The sequence below is a fragment of the Burkholderia sp. AU33545 genome, from assembly GCF_020419685.1.
In the GTDB taxonomy this organism is placed as follows: domain Bacteria; phylum Pseudomonadota; class Gammaproteobacteria; order Burkholderiales; family Burkholderiaceae; genus Burkholderia; species Burkholderia diffusa.
The window spans coordinates 1,022,780-1,041,566 of sequence record NZ_JAIZRQ010000001.1 but is presented as its reverse complement, the minus strand read 5'-3'; the positions used below and the strand labels follow the sequence as shown (position 1 = coordinate 1,041,566).

Annotated in this window: 13 protein-coding genes, 3 tRNA genes and 2 pseudogenes; 10 read left to right on the top strand and 8 right to left on the bottom strand. The window is 66.1% G+C overall.

Features of this window, described 5'->3' with window-relative positions; all coding sequences use genetic code 11:
- Window positions 1–128 precede the first annotated feature (128 nt).
- From rpiA to rnr, 4 genes are all read right to left on the bottom strand, one after another.
- Window positions 129–821: a ribose-5-phosphate isomerase RpiA gene (gene rpiA, locus LGM71_RS04765; protein WP_175816708.1), complete on the bottom strand. Its 693-nt coding sequence runs from the start codon at window positions 819–821 to the stop codon at window positions 129–131.
- Between the two features lie 107 nt (window positions 822–928).
- Complete coding sequence (locus tag LGM71_RS04760; RefSeq protein WP_226114122.1) at window positions 929–1,801, bottom strand: N-acetylmuramoyl-L-alanine amidase; 873 nt, start codon at window positions 1,799–1,801, stop codon at window positions 929–931.
- Window positions 1,802–1,918: 117 nt separating this feature from the next.
- Window positions 1,919–2,662, bottom strand: a complete 744-nt coding sequence (gene rlmB / locus LGM71_RS04755) for a 23S rRNA (guanosine(2251)-2'-O)-methyltransferase RlmB (RefSeq protein WP_059467602.1) — start codon at window positions 2,660–2,662, stop codon at window positions 1,919–1,921.
- A 151-nt stretch (window positions 2,663–2,813) separates the two neighbouring features.
- Window positions 2,814–5,267, bottom strand: a complete 2,454-nt coding sequence (gene rnr / locus LGM71_RS04750) for a ribonuclease R (protein WP_226114121.1) — start codon at window positions 5,265–5,267, stop codon at window positions 2,814–2,816.
- A 249-nt stretch (window positions 5,268–5,516) separates the two neighbouring features.
- On the opposite strand from rnr, the gene LGM71_RS04745 reads away from it, so the two are divergent.
- The 3 genes and pseudogenes from LGM71_RS04745 (at window position 5,517) to LGM71_RS04735 (ending at window position 6,725) form a co-directional block, all read left to right on the top strand.
- Window positions 5,517–5,603 (top strand) — tRNA-Leu (locus tag LGM71_RS04745).
- Window positions 5,604–5,786: 183 nt separating this feature from the next.
- A pseudogene (locus LGM71_RS04740) lies at window positions 5,787–6,525 on the top strand (hypothetical protein).
- Window positions 6,526–6,638: 113 nt separating this feature from the next.
- Window positions 6,639–6,725 (top strand) — tRNA-Leu (locus LGM71_RS04735).
- Window positions 6,726–7,065: 340 nt separating this feature from the next.
- Here the strand turns inward: LGM71_RS04735 and LGM71_RS04730 are convergent.
- Window positions 7,066–7,629 carry a flavodoxin family protein gene (locus LGM71_RS04730; RefSeq protein WP_059532936.1) on the bottom strand — a complete coding sequence of 188 codons (564 nt, stop codon included), beginning with the start codon at window positions 7,627–7,629 and terminating at the stop codon, window positions 7,066–7,068.
- Window positions 7,630–8,062: 433 nt separating this feature from the next.
- Between LGM71_RS04730 and LGM71_RS04725 the strand changes: the two genes are divergently transcribed.
- From LGM71_RS04725 to LGM71_RS04700, 6 genes and pseudogenes are all read left to right on the top strand, one after another.
- A tRNA-Leu gene (locus tag LGM71_RS04725) sits at window positions 8,063–8,149 on the top strand.
- A 339-nt stretch (window positions 8,150–8,488) separates the two neighbouring features.
- Window positions 8,489–9,736, top strand: a complete 1,248-nt coding sequence (locus tag LGM71_RS04720) for an ROK family protein (protein ID WP_059608591.1) — start codon at window positions 8,489–8,491, stop codon at window positions 9,734–9,736.
- Window positions 9,723–11,276, top strand: coding sequence for a sugar ABC transporter ATP-binding protein (locus LGM71_RS04715; protein WP_151050873.1), 1,554 nt, complete (start codon window positions 9,723–9,725; stop codon window positions 11,274–11,276). The genes LGM71_RS04720 and LGM71_RS04715 overlap by 14 nt, the downstream gene beginning before the upstream one ends.
- Before the next feature lie 40 nt (window positions 11,277–11,316).
- A complete protein-coding gene (locus LGM71_RS04710; protein ID WP_059532942.1) occupies window positions 11,317–12,354 on the top strand; it encodes an ABC transporter permease subunit in 1,038 nt (345 codons plus the stop codon).
- A gap of 100 nt (window positions 12,355–12,454) precedes the next feature.
- Complete coding sequence (locus tag LGM71_RS04705) at window positions 12,455–13,399, top strand: ABC transporter substrate-binding protein (RefSeq protein ID WP_124625723.1); 945 nt, start codon at window positions 12,455–12,457, stop codon at window positions 13,397–13,399.
- Window positions 13,400–13,473: 74 nt separating this feature from the next.
- Window positions 13,474–14,184: pseudogene (locus LGM71_RS04700) on the top strand (PfkB family carbohydrate kinase); the annotation flags it as partial.
- A 42-nt stretch (window positions 14,185–14,226) separates the two neighbouring features.
- Here the strand turns inward: LGM71_RS04700 and LGM71_RS04695 are convergent.
- From LGM71_RS04695 to LGM71_RS04685, 3 genes are all read right to left on the bottom strand, one after another.
- A complete protein-coding gene (locus LGM71_RS04695) occupies window positions 14,227–15,963 on the bottom strand; it encodes a SulP family inorganic anion transporter (protein WP_226114120.1) in 1,737 nt (578 codons plus the stop codon).
- Window positions 15,964–15,987: 24 nt separating this feature from the next.
- Window positions 15,988–16,614: a ParB-like protein gene (locus LGM71_RS04690; RefSeq protein WP_124625718.1), complete on the bottom strand. Its 627-nt coding sequence runs from the start codon at window positions 16,612–16,614 to the stop codon at window positions 15,988–15,990.
- A gap of 115 nt (window positions 16,615–16,729) precedes the next feature.
- On the bottom strand, window positions 16,730–17,272 hold the full coding sequence (locus tag LGM71_RS04685) for a GNAT family N-acetyltransferase (RefSeq protein WP_226114119.1): 543 nt from the start codon (window positions 17,270–17,272) through the stop codon (window positions 16,730–16,732).
- Between the two features lie 280 nt (window positions 17,273–17,552).
- Here LGM71_RS04685 and LGM71_RS04680 point away from each other — a divergent pair, with 280 nt between their 5' ends.
- Complete coding sequence (locus LGM71_RS04680) at window positions 17,553–18,773, top strand: MFS transporter (RefSeq protein WP_226114118.1); 1,221 nt, start codon at window positions 17,553–17,555, stop codon at window positions 18,771–18,773.
- Window positions 18,774–18,787 lie beyond the last annotated feature (14 nt).

Here is an 18,787-nt window from a genome sequence, read left to right as displayed (position 1 = left end):
TTATAAGGCTTCAAAAAAAGCCCGGAAAGCGCGCTGCGCTTGCCGGGCCGGGCTTTCCGTCGAATTTAAACATGCAATCCATTACGGCATCCTGACGCCATTACGGACTGCTTCTCATTCAGTTTCGATTAATCGGGATAAACGATCGTTTCAACGCCGTTTGCCGTGCCGAGCAGGCACAGATTCGCGCCGCGCTCGGCGAACAGGCCGACCGTCACGACGCCCGGCCATGCGTTCACCTGCGCTTCGAAACCGCGCGGATCGGTGATCTGCAGCCCCTTCACGTCGATGATTTCGTTGCCGTTGTCGGTGATGTACGGCGCGCCGTCCTTCGTCACGCGCAACACCGGCACGCCGCCCAGCGCGGCCAAGCGCCGGCCGATCGCCGTGCGCGCCATCGGCACGACCTCGATCGGCAGCGGGAATGCGCCGAGCACCGGCACGCGCTTGCTGCCATCCGCGATGCAGACGAACGTATCGGCCACCGACGCGACGATCTTCTCGCGCGTCAGCGCACCGCCGCCGCCCTTGATCATTGCGCCGCTTGCGTCGATCTCGTCGGCACCGTCGACGTACACCTGCAGCGATTCGACCTCGTTCAGGTCGAACACCTTGATGCCGTGCGATTTGAGGCGTTCGGTCGTCGCGATGGAACTCGACACGGCGCCGCGGTAGCGCGATTTGACGGCCGCGAGCGCGTCGATGAAGCAGTTGGCAGTCGAGCCGGTGCCGACGCCGATCACGGCGCCTTCCGGCACGTTCTGGATCACATAATCGGCGGCTGCCTGGCCGACCAGGCGTTTGAGTTCGTCTTGAGTCATGGGGTGGGAATACAGCGGGATTGCGGAAAACCGGCAGTTTACCGGACTCGGATGACGACCCGGGCTTTTTCGGTGCGTGTTGCGGCACCTCGCGCGCTGATCGATCGTCAGGGCGCGCCCGTTGCGGCACCGTCCTCCGCAGGTGGCGTGGCGGGGAAATACTTGTCGAGCAGCGCTTGCGCGATCGCATCGGTCCCGGCGTCCGGGTTGCCCGCATAGTCGGATGGCCGGAAATGCATCTGAAACGCCGAGAATACGCGTTGCGTGCGCGCGTCGAGCACGCCGTCGGTTGGCACGTCATAGCCGTAGCGTGCAAGCTTCAGCTGCAATTCCCGCACGTCGACGAGCGCGTGCGGATCGCGACCGCCTAGTCGCGCGGCTACGGTCGCATCGTCCGGCCACGCGCCGACGCCGGCTTGCGCGAGCGCGTGCCACGGGAACAGCGGCCCCGGATCGATCTTGCGTTGTGGCGCGATGTCGCTGTGCCCGACCACGCGCGTCGGCAAAATTCCGTAGCGCGCGACGATGTCCTTCGACAGGCGGATCAGCGCATCGACCTGTTCGGGCGGATACGGCTGCCACGTGCGGTCTTGCGGATCGAGCGGGCCGCGGTTCACATTCTCGATGCCGATCGACGCCGCGTTGAGCTCGGTCGTGCCCTGCCATTCGCTGATACCCGCATGCCATGCGCGTTTCGATTCGGGAACGAGCTGGTAGACGACTGGCATCCCGTATTCGACGCGTGGTTGCGGCGGCACGACGTAGTGCGCGCTGACTGAATCGCCCGTCAGCGTGCTCAGCGATCTCGCTTCGTCGCTTTCGGTGTAATGCATCACGAGAAAGCGGATCCGCGAATCGGCGCCGCGCGCATGCAGGCTCGTATCGGCGTAGTAGGTACCGCGCTCGACCAGCGACGGCGATGTACAGGCGGCCAGCAGGCCGAGGATGGCGCACAATGCGCCGAGGCGAAACAGGGTCATGGTCCGCGAGTTCCGGGAGCCGCGTGCCGCGCGCAGTCGCGGCACGCGTCGTTCGGGGCTTAACGGCCCGCGCATCGCGCGAGGCCGCGTGGGTCAGCCCGTATATCAGCCCGTGTATCAGCCCTTCACGCGCCGCTGCCGCACCGCTTCGTAAAGGCACACGCCGCTCGCGACCGACACGTTCAGACTTTCGACGCTGCCGGCCATCGGGATACTCATCACTTCGTCGCAGGTGTCGCGCGTGAGCCGACGCATGCCTTCGCCCTCCGCACCCATGACGATGGCGACAGGACCATCGAGCTTCGTGTCGTACAGCGTCCCCGGCGCCTCGTCCGACGTGCCGATGATCCACACGCCGGCCTCCTTCAGCTCGCGCAGCGCGCGGGCGAGGTTCGTGACCGTGATGTACGGCACCGTGTCGGCCGCGCCGCTCGCGACCTTCGCCGCGGTCGCGTTCAGGCCGACCGCGCGGTCACGCGGGGCGATCACCGCATGCGCACCGGCCGAATCGGCGACACGCAGGCATGCGCCGAGGTTGTGCGGATCGGTGACGCCGTCGAGCACCAGCAGCAGCGCCGGACCCTGGATGCCGTCGAGCAGTTCGGACAGGTTCTGAGCGAGCGGAACGTCCTCGACGCGCGCGACGACGCCCTGGTGGCGCTCGGTATGCGCGAGACCCCACAGGCGGGTTTCATCGGCTGCGATCAGCCGCACGCCCGCTTCTTTCGCGGCGTGCAGGAAGTCCTGCATGCGGCGGTCGCGGCGCGTCTGGTCGTACAGCACCTCCGCAACCGTCGACGCATCGTGCCGCAAACGTGCGGTCACCGCATGAAAACCGTAAAGAACCTTCAGACGTGACATGACTGGAACAACCTTCGATCAAACGTGCGGCCGCGCGATGGGCGCAGCCGCGATCCATGGAAAAGGAAAGCGCCGCGTTGCCGGCCGGTGACCGGTAGAACGCGGCGTCTCTCGATACTGCAGGGGCACGCGCGTGCGCTGCCCCAAACGCTCAATACTTTTTGCGGGCGTGTACCTTCTTCGCGGCCGTCTTCGCCGGCGCGCCGCCCTTCTTCTTCGCCGCACGCGTGTCGTTTACCGCGGCGGCCGGTGCGCTGGCCGTCCGCTTGCGACGCGGCGCGGCTTCCTCCACCGGCGGCAACGAGCGCACGCGCGGGCCGCCGCGATCGTTGCCGTTGCCGACAGCAACCGGCGCCGATGCGGGACGCGGCGCCTTCACCGGCGTGTCGCGCACGAGGCGGAAGTCGATCTTGCGCGCATCGAGATCGACGCGGCTCACCTGCACGCGCACGCGATCCGACAGGCGATAACGGATGCCCGTGCGCTCGCCGCGCAGCTCGTTCTTGATCTCGTCGTACTGGAAGTAGTCCGAGCCGAGTTCCGTGACGTGCACGAGCCCTTCGATGAACAGCGTGTCGAGCTGCACGAAGATGCCGAACGACGTGACGCCGTTCACCATCCCGCCGTATTCCTCGCCGAGCTTGTCGCGCATGAAGTAGCACTTGAGCCAGGCCTCGACGTCGCGCGACGCTTCGTCGGCACGCCGCTCGTTCGCCGAGCAATGCAGGCCGAGCTCTTCCCAGATCGCGGTGTTCACGCGCGAACGGCCGCGCGCTTCGTCGTCGGCCTGCTGCATCGCGCGGGCGCGTGGCGACAGCGCGGTGTTCAGCTCGAAGCCGTCCGGTGCCTTCGGCGTGTACTTCTTGCCCGACAGGATCGCGTAGATCGCGCGGTGCGTGAGCAGGTCGGGATAGCGGCGGATCGGGCTCGTGAAGTGCGCGTACGCCTCATACGCGAGACCGAAGTGGCCGATGTTGTCCGGGCTGTAGACGGCCTGCTGCATCGAGCGCAGCAGCATCGGCTGCAGCATCTGCGCGTCGGGCCGGTCGCGAATCTGCGCCATCAGCGCCGCATAGTCGCTCGCATGCGGCTTCTCGCCGCCGCCGAGCGACAGGCCCATGCCGCGCAGGAACGCGCGCAGGTTCTCGAGCTTTTCCGGCGTCGGCCCCGCGTGCACGCGGTACAGGCCCGCATGCTTGTTGCGCTTAAGGAAATCGGCCGCGCAGACGTTCGCGGCCAGCATGCATTCCTCGATCAGCTTGTGCGCATCGTTGCGCTGACGCGGTACGATCTGTTCGATCTTGCCCTGCGAGTTGCAGACGATGTACGTCTCGGTCGTGTCGAAGTCGATCGCGCCGCGCTTCTGGCGTGCGGCGAACAGCGACTTGTAGACGCCGTACAGATCCTGCAGGTGCGGCAGCAGGTCCGCGCGGCGCGCGGCCTCCGGCCCCTTCGTGTTCGACAGCACGGCCGCGACTTCGGTGTACGTCAGGCGCGCGGCCGAATGGATGACCGCCGGATAGAACTGGTACGCCTTGATCTCGCCGCGCGCAGTAATCACCATGTCGCACACGAGCACGCAGCGGTCGACCTGCGGATTCAGCGAGCACAGCCCGTTCGACAGCTTCTCCGGCAGCATCGGGATCACGCGGCGCGGGAAATAGACCGACGTGCTGCGCTCCAGCGCGTCGGCGTCGAGGCCGCTGCCCGGCTGCACGTAGTGCGACACGTCGGCGATCGCGACGATCAGGCGGTAGCCGTCGCCGCGCCCGACCTTGGTCGGCTCGCAGTAGACGGCATCGTCGAAGTCGCGGGCGTCCTCGCCGTCGATCGTCACGAGCGGCACGTCGCGCAAATCGACGCGGAAGCGCAGGTCGGCCGGACGGACCGCGTCGGGCAGCGCGGCGGCATCGTCGAGCGCCCGCTGGCCGAATTCGTGCGGCACGCCGTATTTGCGCACCGCGATCTCGATTTCCATGCCCGGATCGTCGATGTCGCCGAGCACCTCGACGACGCGGCCGAGCGGTTGCGAATGGCGGCTCGGGAAGTCGGTCAGTTCGACGACGACGACCTGCCCGACCTTCGCCTTCTTCACGTTCTGCGTGATCAGGATGTCGTGGCCGATGCGCTTGTCTTCGGGTGCGACGATCAGCGCGCCGTTCTCGTTGAGCAGGCGGCCAATCACGCGCTTGTTCGCGCGCTCGGTCACTTCGACGACATGGCCTTCCGGACGGCCGCGGCGATCGTAGCCGACGATCCGCGCGAGCACGCGGTCGTTGTGCATGACCTTTTGCATTTCGCCGTTCGGCAAGAACAGGTCGTCCTGGCCGTCGTCGCGGATCACGAACCCGTAGCCGTCGCGATGCCCCTGCACGCGGCCGGCGACGAAATTCGACGGATGGGTGAGCTGATAGTGGCCGCGCTTGTCGAGGCGGATCTGGCCGTCGCGTTCCATCGCGGCGACACGCCGGAAGAACCCTTCGCGTTCCTGGCGTTTGATCGACAACGCTTCGGCGATGTCGTTGGCTGCCAGCGGCGCGTCGCTCGTACGCAGCACGCCGAGAATTTCTTCACGGCTCGGAATGGGGTACGGATATTTGCTCAAGGGTTTGTCGATGATTGTTCTCGTTGCGTTGACTGATGGTGCACGGCATCAACATAGAAGTGTCCGTCAGACAGTTCTATAGTGACGGCGGCGGATCATTCTATCACCCGCCTGTGTTGCCAAAAGACGCGAATGCCGCGTGCAGGCGCCGCAGCGGCGGGTTTGCAGTGCATTGCAAAAAAATGTTGACACAATTAATTGGGGCGCTATAATTTCACTTCTTTGCAGCAAGCAGCTACTGCAAAACGTGCCCAGGTGGCGGAATTGGTAGACGCACTAGGTTCAGGTCCTAGCGGTGGCAACACCGTGGAGGTTCGAGTCCTCTCCTGGGCACCATCTGTTTTTGAAAAGGTCGGCTTTATGCCGGCCTTTTTTCATTTCAAGCCTTGCATTACGCGTGCTGGCCGCGCCATATGCCCATCGCACCGATCGATAGCAGCATTGATCGGTTATCGATTGCCCTCCCCGCTGGTACGTCAGCCGCCTTGCTTTCAACGAATCCAGCGAGGAACACGGCCCATGACGTCGATGACCCGCCGCGCGTTCGCACGCGCGATGCCGGGCCCGCATCCCGGTGCACGCCGAGAACACCCCATCCACGCTGCGCATCGGACATCAAAAATCGTCGACGCTCAAGACGCGCGGCACGCTCGAGCAGTCGCTCGCGCCGCTCGGCCTGCGCGTGTCGCGCCATGAATTCGCAAGCGGCTTGCCACTGACCGAGCCGCTCAACGTCGGCGCGGTCGATTTCAGCGCCGACGTGCCCGACACGGCTCCCGTCTTCGCGCAAGCCGCGCATGCGCGCTTCGTCTTCGTGTACGTCGCGCAGCAAGCGCCGTCACCGAAAGCGCAGGCCATCATCGCCAAACGCGACAGCGCGCTGCCCGCGCTTGGCCGATCTCAAGAGCAAGCGCATCGCCATCACGAAGGCTGTCGGCAGCCGCTACCGGGTGCTTGCCGCCCGCGCACACATAAAGCTCGCCCCCCCCAACGACGCGGCATTCCACTACCTGACGCCGGCGGACGGCCGCGCAACGTTCGAACGCGGAAGCGTCGATGCATGGATCACGCGAGATCCTTACATCGCATCGGTCGACGCGAACGACGTGCGAATTCCGCAGCCTCTCAGAACTTCGGTGGGCATCAGAACATCGCCGATACGTTCCGCGCAGCAGCTTCGCTGCCTGCCCGCGGCGACACGGCTGAATCGCGGCGCTGGAATTTCGCTGCAAAGCGTGCAGTTCCGATCGGCGCGTGATGCTGCGACCACGCGCCGCGCGATGAAATTTTTATCGCCGTCGCTCGAATTGTATTGACAGACTCTCGAGACACGCTAAAATAGCGGTCTTCGCATCGCAGCAAGCGAAACGTGCCCAGGTGGCGGAATTGGTAGACGCACTAGGTTCAGGTCCTAGCGGTGGCAACACCGTGGAGGTTCGAGTCCTCTCCTGGGCACCACTTATTTAAGAAAGGCCGGCTTTTAGCCGGCCTTTTTCTTTTTCAGCCTCAGCAGGCGAAGCGCTGCGCGCTCTACGTGAGGGCTCGAAAAGCTGCATTTTCAAGCGCAACTCGGGGGCGCACCCGTGTTGCCAAGCCCCCCCCTCCCGTGCGCCATCCGGTTTCCAAAAACGAGCGGCTTATCCCGGCCTTTCGTCATTTCCGACTCAAGCAACGAAGCAAAATCGGGGGGCGCGAATGTCGCGATGCCCGGCGAACTCAGCGGACACGCGACAATCACATCGCCCCCCTCACCGATCCAGCAGCCGAACGGCCCATCAAGACCGGCCCGCCGCCGACCTCAGGCGCCGTTCCAGCGTTTCGCGGCAATCGCGACACGCTCGCCCAGCACTTCCGCCGTCTTGCGATCGCTCTCCAGGATCGCATCGCCGCCCTCGTCTGCATTTGCCTGCGCCATCGCACCGAGGAAGGACCCGAGCCGATTCAGATCGTTGACTGAACCCGCACTGCTGTTGTTGCCGGGCATCAGACCGAGGCTGACCCACAGCATCTGATGCTGGGCGGCGAAGACCGCCAGTTGTTGCAACGTCGACAGTTTGTCGCCGCTTTGCGAAGCCGACACCGTGAAACCGGCCGCCAGCTTGTCACGCCACTTGCCCCAATGTTTCGACGATGCGTCCATGAAGCCCTTGAACTGAGCGGACGCGCTGCCCATGTAGGTCGGCGAGCCAAAGATGATCGCCTTCGCATCGCGCTCCAGGTACTCCCAGTGTTCGTCGATCGCGTCGACGGGGATCAACTTGACCGACGCGCCGTCGACTTTCTCGACGCCGCGCGCAACTGCGTCGGCAATAACGGCTGCGTGGCCGTAGCCGCTATGAAAAACCACTGCGATTTCTGACATGACGAACTCCTCGGCGCGGATCGTTCCGCAATAAACGTTACCGCGATAGTAACAGAAAAGATCGAAATACAACCGACTTCGCCCCACATGCGCCGCACGCGCCATTGCATGCCGACATCTACATGCACACGGCCCGCCAGGCGAGCGGACAATCGCTGCGATCGCATCCCATAACCGCAGGACAGCGCGCACGACAGGATGCCATCGACAACAATTTCCCTGGCGACACACGTAAGTGTGCACTCGGGAAATTCGCTCGATCCTTTCCGGCAATGATTCCCTCACACCCGCATCGACCGACCACGGCATTCAGACGCGACAACCCAGGCGCGCCCTTTTTTACACCCATCCAAACGATCGTACAGAAATCTGTTGACACGTTCTTGGGGCACGCTATAATTGCGGTCTTTCGCGATGCAGCAAAGCGAAACGTGCCCAGGTGGCGGAATTGGTAGACGCACTAGGTTCAGGTCCTAGCGGTGGCAACATCGTGGAGGTTCGAGTCCTCTCCTGGGCACCATCTGTTTTTGAAAAGGTCGGCTTTATGCCGGCCTTTTTTCATTTCCGGCTCCGGAATCACTGCGGGCGCCCTTGCGGATACACCGCAGCCGCAGCGCGACTCGCACCAGCCCGCCGATCCGAACCGAGTGCCGGGCGGGTTCCACGCCGGCCCTCCTGCACGCGGATCGCCTCACTTCGGTGATTCGCTCCGCTCTTGCCTCCTCCCCGCCGCGTCCATCGTCGCCCCAGAACGAAATCGGGATTTCCCTAGGCTGACACGCCGCCGCTCACGCGGTTAAATAAATCAACGTGATTTATTTAATGCGTCGCAACCGACGCGCCCATGGAAGGAGACGCCATGAGAAGCCCGCACATCGGCCAGGGAAGCAACTCGGCCAACGTGCGCCGTTACAACGAGCGCCTGCTGTTGAAGACGCTGCGCCGTGCGGGTAGCGCGTCGAAGGCCGACCTCGCCCGTCTCGCGAACATGACGGGCACGGCGGTCGGCAGCATCATCGCGTCGCTCGCCGATGCAAAGCTGATCGCATTCGCCGGCCGCACCGAAGGCCAGCGCGGCCAGCCGGCCTCGCTGATCCGCCTCGATCCGCGCGGCGCGTTCGGTATCGGCGTCCATCTCGACCGGATGCGCATCGAGACGGCGCTCGTCAATTTCGCGGGCGACGTGCTCGGCCGCCGCTCCCATGACACGTTGCTCCCCCCGCCGGCCGACGTGCTCGAAATCGTACGGCACGACATCGATGCGATGCAGGACCTGCTCCCCGCGCATGAGCGCGCGCGCCTGACGGGCGTCGGCGTCGCGCAGCCGTACAACCTCGGCGCATGGATGCGAGAGCTCGGCCTCGCGCCCGACACGTTCCGCGCATGGGAAGACGTCGACTTCGCGAGCGACCTCGGGCGCACGCTGTCGCTGCCCGTGTTCGGCGAAAACGACGGCAACGCGGCCGCGATCGCCGAACTGTTCTACGGGTACGGCCGGCAGTGCGACGACTTCGTGTACCTGTTCATCGGTCCCGCGATCGGCGGCGGCATCGCGATCGACGGCGACTGCCTGCGCGGCGTGACCGGCAATGCCGGCGACATCGCCGTGATTCCTGTGCCGCCGAGCCGGCTGGCCTCCGCGCCGCCGCCTCGCGGCCCGTGGGACATCCTCCTCGCCCGCGCATCGCTGCACGCGCTCGTACGCCACCTGCGCCATCACGGCGAGACGGTCGAGAACCGCGCCGACCTCGAGGCCTGCATCGCGCGCGGCCTGCCGGCGGTCGACGAATGGATCGACGACTGCGTCGACGCACTCGCCCCGGCATTGCGCGCGGTGCTGTGCGTCGTCGATGCGCCGGTGGTCGTGCTCGATGCCGATACCGACGCGGGCCTGCTCGATGCGCTGATGACTCGCCTGCGCGCGGCGCTCGTCGCCACCGCGCCGGAAGCGCGCGGCACGCCGACGCTCGTGCGCGGCACGTTCGGCGCCGACGCCGGTGCGATCGGCGCCGCGACGCTGCCGATGTTCTTCAACTTCTCCCCGCGGGCCGGCATCCTCAAGGGCGCCCGCACCGAATCGCAGGAGGTCAACCATGTCGCATTCTGAGTCGCCCCGGCCGCTGCTCGAGATGCGCCGGATCAGCAAGACGTTCCCGGCCGTGCGCGCGCTCGACAACGTCAGCCTGACCGTCTATCCGGGCGAGATCCACGCCCTGATGGGCGAGAACGGCGCGGGCAAATCGACGCTGATGAAGATCCTGTCGGGTGCGTACCGCGCCGACGCCGGCGGCGAAATCCTGATCGACGGCGAGCGCATCGACGTCGACGGCCCGCTCGCCGCGCGCGATGCGGGCGTCGCGGTGATCTACCAGGAGCTGTGCCTCGCGCCGAACCTGACCGTGGCGGAAAACATCTACGTCGGCCGCGAACTGCGGCGCGGCAACCGGCGCTGGGGCACCATCGACCGCGCGGCGATGGCGCGCGGCTGCCAGGACGTGCTCACGCGTCTCGGCGCCCCGTTCGGGCCCGACACGCTCGTCGGCACGCTGTCGATCGCCGAGCAGCAACTCGTCGAAATCGCGCGCGCCGTGCACACCCGCGCCCGCATCCTCGTGATGGACGAACCGACGACACCGCTGTCATCGCGCGAGACCGAGCACCTGTTCGGCCTGATCCGCCAACTGCGCGAGGAAGGTCTCGCAATCATCTACATCAGCCACCGGATGGCCGAGATCTACGAGCTGTCCGACCGCGTGTCGGTGCTGCGCGACGGATCGTACGTCGGCACGCTCGAGCGCGAATCGCTGTCGGCCGAACGGCTCGTCGCGATGATGGTGGGGCGCGACATCTCCGGCTTCTACAAGAAGGAACATGCGCCGTACGACCCCGGCCATCTGCTGCTGTCGGTACGCGACATTGCCGACGGCGACCGCGTGCGCGGCTGCAGCCTCGACCTGCATGCGGGCGAGGTGCTCGGCATCGCCGGGCTCGTCGGCGCGGGCCGCACCGAGCTCGCGCGGCTGATCTTCGGCGCGGAACCCCGCACCCGCGGCGACGTGAAGCTGGGCGATCGTACGTTCGGCGCACATTCGCCACGCGACGCGATCGACGCGGGCCTCGTCTACCTGACGGAAGACCGCAAGCGCCAGGGCCTGTTCCTGGACATGAGCGTGCGCGACAACATCAACATCTCCGTGTGCAACCGCGACGCGCGGCTCGGTGCGCTCGATCTCGCACGCGGCGCCGAACGCGCGCGCGACGCGATCGCCTCGCTGTCGATCCGCGTGCCGAACGCGAACGTAAACGTCGGCGCGCTGTCGGGCGGCAACCAGCAGAAAGTGCTGCTGTCGCGCCTGCTCGAGACGAAGCCCCGCGTGCTGATTCTCGACGAACCGACCCGCGGCGTCGACATCGGCGCGAAATCCGAGATCTACCGGATCATCAACGAACTGGCCCGTGCGGGCGTCGGCGTGATCGTGATCTCGAGCGAGCTGCCGGAAATCATCGGCGTCGCCGATCGCGTGCTCGTGATGCGCGAAGGCGAGATCGCCGGCCAACTCGGCGGCCACATGCACACACCCATCACGCAGGAGGCGATCATCGCGCTCGCCACCGGCTCGCAGGCCGAACTCGCCGACGCGCACTGACCAAGGCCCCTTCATCTCCCTCTTTCGTCCAGGTACCGACATGATCAACCCGACCAAGCAGCGGAACCTCGCTTCCGCGACGGCCCATCCGGTGGCCAACCGTACGCCCCTGATGCGCGGCGCCGATCATCGCGCGCGCATGCAATCGCTGATGCGCACCGCCGGCATGCTGCCGGTGCTGCTGGTTCTGTGCATCGGCTTCGGATTCCTGACCGACGGCTTCTTCACGCTGCAGAACCTGTCGATCGTCACGCAGCAGGCCTCGATCAACATCGTGCTCGCCGCCGGCATGACCTTCGTGATCCTGACGGGCGGCATCGACCTGTCGGTCGGCTCGGTGCTCGCCGCATCGGCCGTCGCCGCGCTGCTCGCGTCGACCATTCCCGGCTGGGGCTGGCTCGGCGTGCCGATCGCGCTCGCCGTCGGCCTCGTGTTCGGCGCGATAAACGGCGGCCTGATCTCGTTCCTGCGCCTGCCGCCGTTCATCGTCACGCTCGGCGCGATGACGGCCGTGCGCGGCGTCGCCCGCCTGATCGGCAACGATACGACCGTCTTCAACCCGCAACTGCCGTTCGCGTTCATCGGCAACGGCACGATCCTCGGCGTGCCGTGGCTCGTCGTGATCGCATGCGCGGTGATCGCGCTGTCCTGGTTCATCCTGCGCCGCACGGTGCTCGGGATGCGGATCTATTCGGTCGGCGGCAACCCGGAAGCCGCACGCCTGTCGGGCATCAACGTGCGGGCGATCCAGCTGTTCGTGTATGCCGCGTCGGGTCTGCTCGCGGGCCTCGGCGCGGTGATGTCGGCCGCGCGGCTTTATGCGGCCAACGGCCTGCAGCTCGGCCAGTCGTACGAACTCGATGCGATTGCCGCGGTGATCCTCGGCGGCACGAGCTTCGTCGGCGGCGTCGGCTCGATCGTCGGCACGCTGATCGGTGCGCTGATCATCGCGGTGCTGACCAACGGTCTCGTGCTGCTCGGCGTGTCCGACATCTGGCAATACATCATCAAGGGGCTCGTGATCATCGGCGCCGTCGCGCTCGACCGCTATCGCCAGCGCGATTCGGCCCGCACCTGACACGCATTCCTCACCGCGCATTTCTCACCATTCAACCATCAGGGCGCAGGCAGGTCCTCCTGCGCCCGTCCGCCAACGGACCTTCCGGAGACACAACGACATGTTCAAGCACAAAGCCGCCCTGACCGCCGTCGCCTGCGCGCTCGCCTTCGGCGCCGCCACCGCCCACGCAGCCGACAAGCCGCTGAAATCGATCGGCGTCACGGTCGGGTCGCTCGGCAACCCGTATTTCGTGACGATCGTGAAGGGTGCCGAAGCACGCGCCAAACAGCTCAACCCGAACGCGAAGGTCACCGCGGTTTCTGCCGACTACGACCTGAACAAGCAATTCACGCAGATCGACAACTTCATCTCCGCGCACGTCGACATCATCCTGCTCAACGCGACTGATCCGAAGGCGATCGAGCCGGCGGTGAAGAAGGCGCAGGCGGCCGGCATCACGGTCGTCGCGGTCGACGTCGCGGCTGCCGGCGCGAACGCGACCGTGCAGACCAACAACGTGAAAGCCGGTGAGCTGGCGTGCGACTACCTCGCGAAGAAACTCGGCGGCAAGGGGAACGTGATCATCGAGAACGGCCCGCAGGTTTCGGCCGTGATCGATCGCGTGAACGGCTGCAAGGCCGTGCTCGCGAAAAACCCGGGCATCAAGCTGCTGTCGAGCGACCAGGACGGCAAGGGCTCGCGCGAAGGCGGGATGAACGCGATGCAGGGCTACCTGACGCGCTTTCCGAAGCTCGACGGCGTGTTCACGATCAACGACCCGCAGGCGATCGGCAGCGATCTCGCGGCGAAGCAGCTGAATCGCCCGAACATCGTGATCACGTCGGTCGACGGCGCGCCGGACATCGAGGTGGCGCTGAAGTCCAACACGCTCGTGCAGGCGTCGTCGAGCCAGGACCCATGGGCGATGGCGCAGCAGGCCGTCAACGTCGGCTACGGGATCATGAACGGACAGAAGCCGGCCAACCCGATGATCCTGATCGAGCCGATGCTCGTCACGCGCGACAACGTGAAGGGCTACAAGGGCTGGAGCAGCCCGCGCTGATCGCGCGACACCAATCGCGATCCCCGGCGGTGCCGGGCCGCCTCGCCGCGCGCGGCGCCCGGCCCTGCCCGTTCCCTCACCTCAACCTGGTCGTGTCGAAACAGCCGCCCGATTATTTCTTCATCGGCGAAAACAGCGCCGATCTCGCGTTCGATCCGGCCGACTTGCCCGACGGCGCGCTCGACGCGGCCGAGATCGTGCACGTCGGCTCGCTCGGCGTCGTGCGCGAGCCGCTTGCGTCGCGCCTGATCGAAGTCGTGCAGGCTGCACGCGCCGCCGGCAGGCGAATCTCGTTCGATCCGAACTATCGCGCACCGATGGCCGCGCCGTCGTATCGCGACACACTGCGCCGGCTGGCAAGTCTCGCCGACTGGATCAAGGTCTCCGACGAAGATCTGCGCGGCCTGTTCCCCGAACTCGATGAAGCCGCCGCGCTCGCGCAATTGCGCGCGTGGGCCCCCGATGCGAGCCTGCTCGTCACGCGCGGCGCGGCCGGCATGCAGCTTCTGCATCGCGATACCGCACTGTTCCAGCCGGCGTTCGCGACCGAGATCGTCGATACCGTCGATACCGTCGGCTGCGGCGACGCCAGCATCGGTGGCTGGCTCGCCAGCCAGCTCGTGCACCCCGGCGCATCGGCCGCCGATCATCTGCGCTACGCGGCAGCCTGCGCGGCAGTCGCCTGTGCGCATGCGGGCGCGTACGCGCCCACGGCTGCCGAGGTAGCAGAGGTCATCGCGAATCCGGCGACCGCCGAATCGGCCGACGCCGCGCTATCGCACTAGGCAGCACCGGAACGCGCTGGACGGCGCGTTCGCCTCACATCGTCACGCATCGCCCTGCGCGCCCTTCCCACCATTGCCGCCATTTCCGCGCGCCAGCAGCAATTGCAGGCTCTCGTCGACACTCAGTTCGGACATCGCGTCGTCGCGCAGCGTCTCGTCGGCCGCGCGGCGCAGCGCATGCAGCGCGTGCTCCTTGAGCCGCACGATCGCGAACTGCAGCCCGCGGGCCGCGCATTCGGCCGCGAACGTGCGCAACGACTCGATCGTCGTGCCGTCCACGTCCGGCGTTTCCTCGAGACTCAGCAGCACGGTACGCGCATCGGGCGCGGCCTTCATCAGCACACGCACGCGATTGAGCATCCGGTCCGCGTTCGCGAAGAATAGCTGCGCCTCGGGCCGCACGATCAGCACTCCGGGTACCGGCTTCGCATCGGCGTGATTCGCGACGTCGACGAAGTCGTGCCCGTCGCGCAGCCGGCCGAGCACGCTCACGTTCGGCTCCGACAACTTGCGCAGCGTCAGCAGCAGGTTCACGCCGATGGCTGCGAGCAGTCCGTGCAGCACGCCGAGCACGAGCACCGCGAGCAGCGCGGCGATCACGACGAGCCGGTCGCGATGCCAGACCCAGTACGGCCGGAACACCGACGGATGCAGCGAGTGGCTGACCGCGAAGATCACGATCGCCGCGAGCACGGGCTCCGGCGTGCGCGCAAGCTGCGGCAGCAGCAGCCACACGATCAGCGCGACCACGCCGGCCGCCCACAAGCCCGCGAAACGCGACCGCGCACCGGCCGCCTCGTTCGCGGCCGTCGCCGAATAGCCGGCGCCGACCGGCATCCCGTGCAGCAGCCCCGACACGAGGTTCGCGCAGCCGAGCGCGACGAGGTCGCGGTTCGCCGACACGCTGTCACCGTGCTTCAGCGCGAAGTTGCGAATCGACCCGTACGACTCCGCATACAGGATCAGCATCAGCGCGAAAGCAAGTTCGACCGTCTGCATCCATGCATTGCGGTCGAGATGCGGCAGCCCGAATTCGATGTGGCGGAAATCGATGTGTCCGACGATCGCGATCCCGTATTGCTGCCAGTCGACCATATACCCGGCCGCGATCGACAGCACGATCACGACCAGTGTCGCGGGCACGCGCGAGCGCCGGCCGAGCACGAACAGCAACGCGAGCGCGGTCGTGCCGAGCGCGACGCTCGCGAGGTTCGCGTGCGATGCGCCGGCGACGAGCTCGAGCGCGACATGCGGCGCGTCACCGTGCTGCGCGGAGATCGCGAGAATCTTCGGCAGTTGCTTGATGACGATCGTCAGCGCCAGGCCGAACGTGAAACCGCGCAGGACCGGACGCGCGACGAAATCCGACATGCCGCCCAGTCGCGCGGCGCCCGCCAGGATGAACAGCACGCCCGTCATCGTGACGAGCGCGGCCGCCAGCGCGAGCTGCGCGACAAGCGCCATCCCGGACTCGGCCAGCACGGTCGCGGCGAGCACGGCCGCCGACGACGACGTCGACGACACGATCGCAAAGCGACTGCTGCCGGTCAGCGCATAGACGACGAGACCCGACAGCAGTGCGATGAGGCCGGCTTGCGGCGGCAGGTTGGCGAGACCCGCGTACGCGACCGCCTCGGGAATCAGCAGCCCGGCGATCGACAGGCCGGCCAGCGCATCGAGACCGATGCGCTGCGTGGCCGACGGCGTTGCCGCATCGAGTGCAGCGAAATGCCCGGGATGCTGCGGGCCGGCATCCGGATGGGGGGGGACGGTCGTCATGAAGTGGCAGGCGCCGGGCGCGTATCAGGGTTTGACGGCGATCACACCCGACCAGCCGGGCAGATAGCGGGCGTCTTGCTCATGCGCACGGCGCAGCGAGAGGTCGAGCGCCTTCGAGAAATTCTTGCGGATCTGGTCGAGCGTCACGTGCTGGCGCAGGTAGTCTGCCCACAGGAATTCGCTGAACGGCGTCGCATCCTTCGCGTAGCCGCCGGCCGTGCGCAGCTCGCCCGCAAGGCTCCGGTACGGATCGTCCTCGAGCCCCGTCAGCGCCTTCGGCAGATGTGCGTATTCGCGACGCGAACCATCCGCACCGAACGGATGCACCCACTGGTTGTGTTCCATCATCCGCCAGAAGATCGTGTTGTCGAGCCAGGACAGATCCTTCAGCAGCATCGCGTTCACACGCGTCTCCCCTTCCTCGATCAGCGCGAGGCCGAGATGGTGATGGTCGGTGATGTAGTGCAGCCCGTCCGGGCCGAGGACGGCCGGAAACCAGTGCGACTCGATCGCGGCCTTGCGTGCGCGCTTGTCGAGCGTCTTCCAGTGCTTGCGCTTCGCTTTCACTTCGCGATAGCCGACCGTCATTTGCGTCGGACGCAGTGCGTCGAGCCGGACGGGAATGAGATGAACGTCGTTGCCCAGTGCCATGGTCGTACCCCATGTTACGAATTTCCGGCAACGATACTCCGGATCTTGCGAGCCGTTAATACGTCGCGGCCTCGATACGCATGCGCTTGACCATCTCTGACAACGGAGCGCACCACTATGCACGCAGGTCGTCGCGCTCGAGACGATGACGAACGTAGGGAATTCCGTCATGAACGACGCTCACGCGCCGCATCCCGAGCTTGCGTGCGACGTTCAGCGAACCCGTGTTCGCCTCGGCAATATCGGCGATCACGCGCGGCAGCCGCACGGTGTCGAACGCATGACGCACGACGGCCGTGGCGGCCTCGCATGCGATGCCGCGCCCCCACTCCGCGCGCACGAGCCGCCAGCCGATCTCGACGTCGCGCGCGCCGCCCGCATAGTCGGGAATCAACAGGATCCATCCGATGAACGCGTCGGGCGCGGCCTTCTCGAAGATCGACCAGTAGCCGAGGCCCGGCGGATACGCGCGTGTGATCCGGTGCGTGACGAAGCGGCGATGTTCGTCCGGGTCGTGCCACGGGCCCGAGATGTAGCGCGTGACCTCCGGATCGCGATCCATCTCGATGCTCGCGTCGAGATCTGCCAGCACGCGCGGGCGCAGCCACAGCCGCCCGGTCTCCAGGACGGGCAACGCGGCAACGGAGGGTTGGGTCATCGGGACTCCTGATTCGGTGGCGATGCGCATCGCGCACATTACATAACTGATACAAAAAGCCTTCCGGCATGATACAGACGCCTGTCGCCTGTCTCGTGCACGTTCATTTCCGTTTTCTCAACAACCCATTTCGTAGGGATTATTCCCGATTCGCGGTTATCGCACCCCACATCGTACGGTGCGGCGGCCTACACTCGATAGATGCCCCCGCACCGCGCGCAAGCCGGGCCGGCATCCGCCTGCGGATCGTGAGCGCGCAAGCTACGAGGAGACCTCGGACATGAGCTGGACCCGCGAACAACGCAACGTCACGATCGCCGCCTACCTGGGCTGGACACTCGACGCATTCGATTTTTTCCTGATGGTCTTCGTGCTGAAGGACATCGCCACCGAATTCGCGTCGACGATCCCCGCCGTCGCGTTTGCGCTGACGCTCACGCTCGCGATGCGCCCGATCGGCGCGCTGATCTTCGGCCGGCTCGCCGACCGCTTCGGCCGCCGTCCGACACTGATGGTCAACATCGCGTGCTATTCGCTGCTCGAACTCGCGTCGGGCTTCGCGCCGAGCCTCGCCGCGCTGCTGGCGCTGCGCGCGCTGTTCGGCATCGCGATGGGCGGTGAATGGGGCGTCGGCTCCGCGCTGACGATGGAAACCGTGCCGACCCACGCGCGCGGCTTCGTGTCGGGCTTGCTGCAGGCTGGCTATCCGAGCGGCTACCTGCTCGCGTCCGTCGTGTTCGGCCTCTTCTACCAGTACATCGGCTGGCGCGGCATGTTCATGGTCGGCGTGCTGCCCGCGCTGCTCGTGCTGTATGTGCGCACGCACGTGCCCGAATCGCCGGCCTGGAAGCAGATGGAAAAACGTGCGCGGCCGAGTCTCGTAACCACGATCCAGCAAAACTGGAAACTCACGATCTACGCGATCGTGCTGATGACCGCGTTCAACTTCTTCTCGCACGGCACGCAGGACCTCTACCCCACCTTCCTGCGCGAACAGCATCACTTCGATCCGCATACCGTGTCGTGGATCACGATCGTGCTGAACATCGGCGCGATCGTCGGCGGCCTGTCGTTCGGCGCGATCTCGGAGAAGATCGGCCGCCGTCGCGCGATCTTCATCGCCGCGCTGATCGCCCTGCCGATTCTGCCGCTGTGGGCGTTCTCGAGCGGCCCGGTCGCGCTCGCCGCCGGCGCGTTCCTGATGCAGATCTCGGTACAGGGCGCGTGGGGCGTGATACCGGTTCACCTGAACGAGATCTCGCCCGACGAGATTCGCGCGACCTTCCCCGGTTTCGTCTACCAGTTCGGCAACCTGCTCGCGTCCGGCAACGCGACGATGCAGGCGTCGCTCGCGGTTTCCCAGGGCAACAACTACGGTTTCGCCCTGGCGCTCGTGGCCGGCATCGTGGCCGTCGTGATCGCCGTGCTGATCCTGTTCAGCCGCGAACGGCGCGGTATCGACATGACGCAATCGGTCAATACGCGTACCACCGTCGGGTGAGCCTGCATATTGCC

What these genes read in the sequence shown, in the direction of transcription:
- LGM71_RS04695 (WP_226114120.1), bottom strand. Translation starts at nt 15,963, where the DNA reads ATGACGACCGTCCCCCCCCATCCGGATGCCGGCCCGCAGCATCCCGGG.
- rpiA (WP_175816708.1), bottom strand. Translation starts at nt 821, where the DNA reads ATGACTCAAGACGAACTCAAACGCCTGGTCGGCCAGGCAGCCGCCGAT.
- LGM71_RS04730 (WP_059532936.1), bottom strand. Translation starts at nt 7,629, where the DNA reads ATGTCAGAAATCGCAGTGGTTTTTCATAGCGGCTACGGCCACGCAGCC.
- LGM71_RS04720 (WP_059608591.1), top strand. Translation starts at nt 8,489, where the DNA reads ATGAGAAGCCCGCACATCGGCCAGGGAAGCAACTCGGCCAACGTGCGC.
- LGM71_RS04715 (WP_151050873.1), top strand. Translation starts at nt 9,723, where the DNA reads ATGTCGCATTCTGAGTCGCCCCGGCCGCTGCTCGAGATGCGCCGGATC.
- LGM71_RS04705 (WP_124625723.1), top strand. Translation starts at nt 12,455, where the DNA reads ATGTTCAAGCACAAAGCCGCCCTGACCGCCGTCGCCTGCGCGCTCGCC.
- LGM71_RS04710 (WP_059532942.1), top strand. Translation starts at nt 11,317, where the DNA reads ATGATCAACCCGACCAAGCAGCGGAACCTCGCTTCCGCGACGGCCCAT.
- LGM71_RS04685 (WP_226114119.1), bottom strand. Translation starts at nt 17,272, where the DNA reads ATGACCCAACCCTCCGTTGCCGCGTTGCCCGTCCTGGAGACCGGGCGG.
- rlmB (WP_059467602.1), bottom strand. Translation starts at nt 2,662, where the DNA reads ATGTCACGTCTGAAGGTTCTTTACGGTTTTCATGCGGTGACCGCACGT.
- LGM71_RS04760 (WP_226114122.1), bottom strand. Translation starts at nt 1,801, where the DNA reads ATGACCCTGTTTCGCCTCGGCGCATTGTGCGCCATCCTCGGCCTGCTG.
- LGM71_RS04690 (WP_124625718.1), bottom strand. Translation starts at nt 16,614, where the DNA reads ATGGCACTGGGCAACGACGTTCATCTCATTCCCGTCCGGCTCGACGCA.
- LGM71_RS04680 (WP_226114118.1), top strand. Translation starts at nt 17,553, where the DNA reads ATGAGCTGGACCCGCGAACAACGCAACGTCACGATCGCCGCCTACCTG.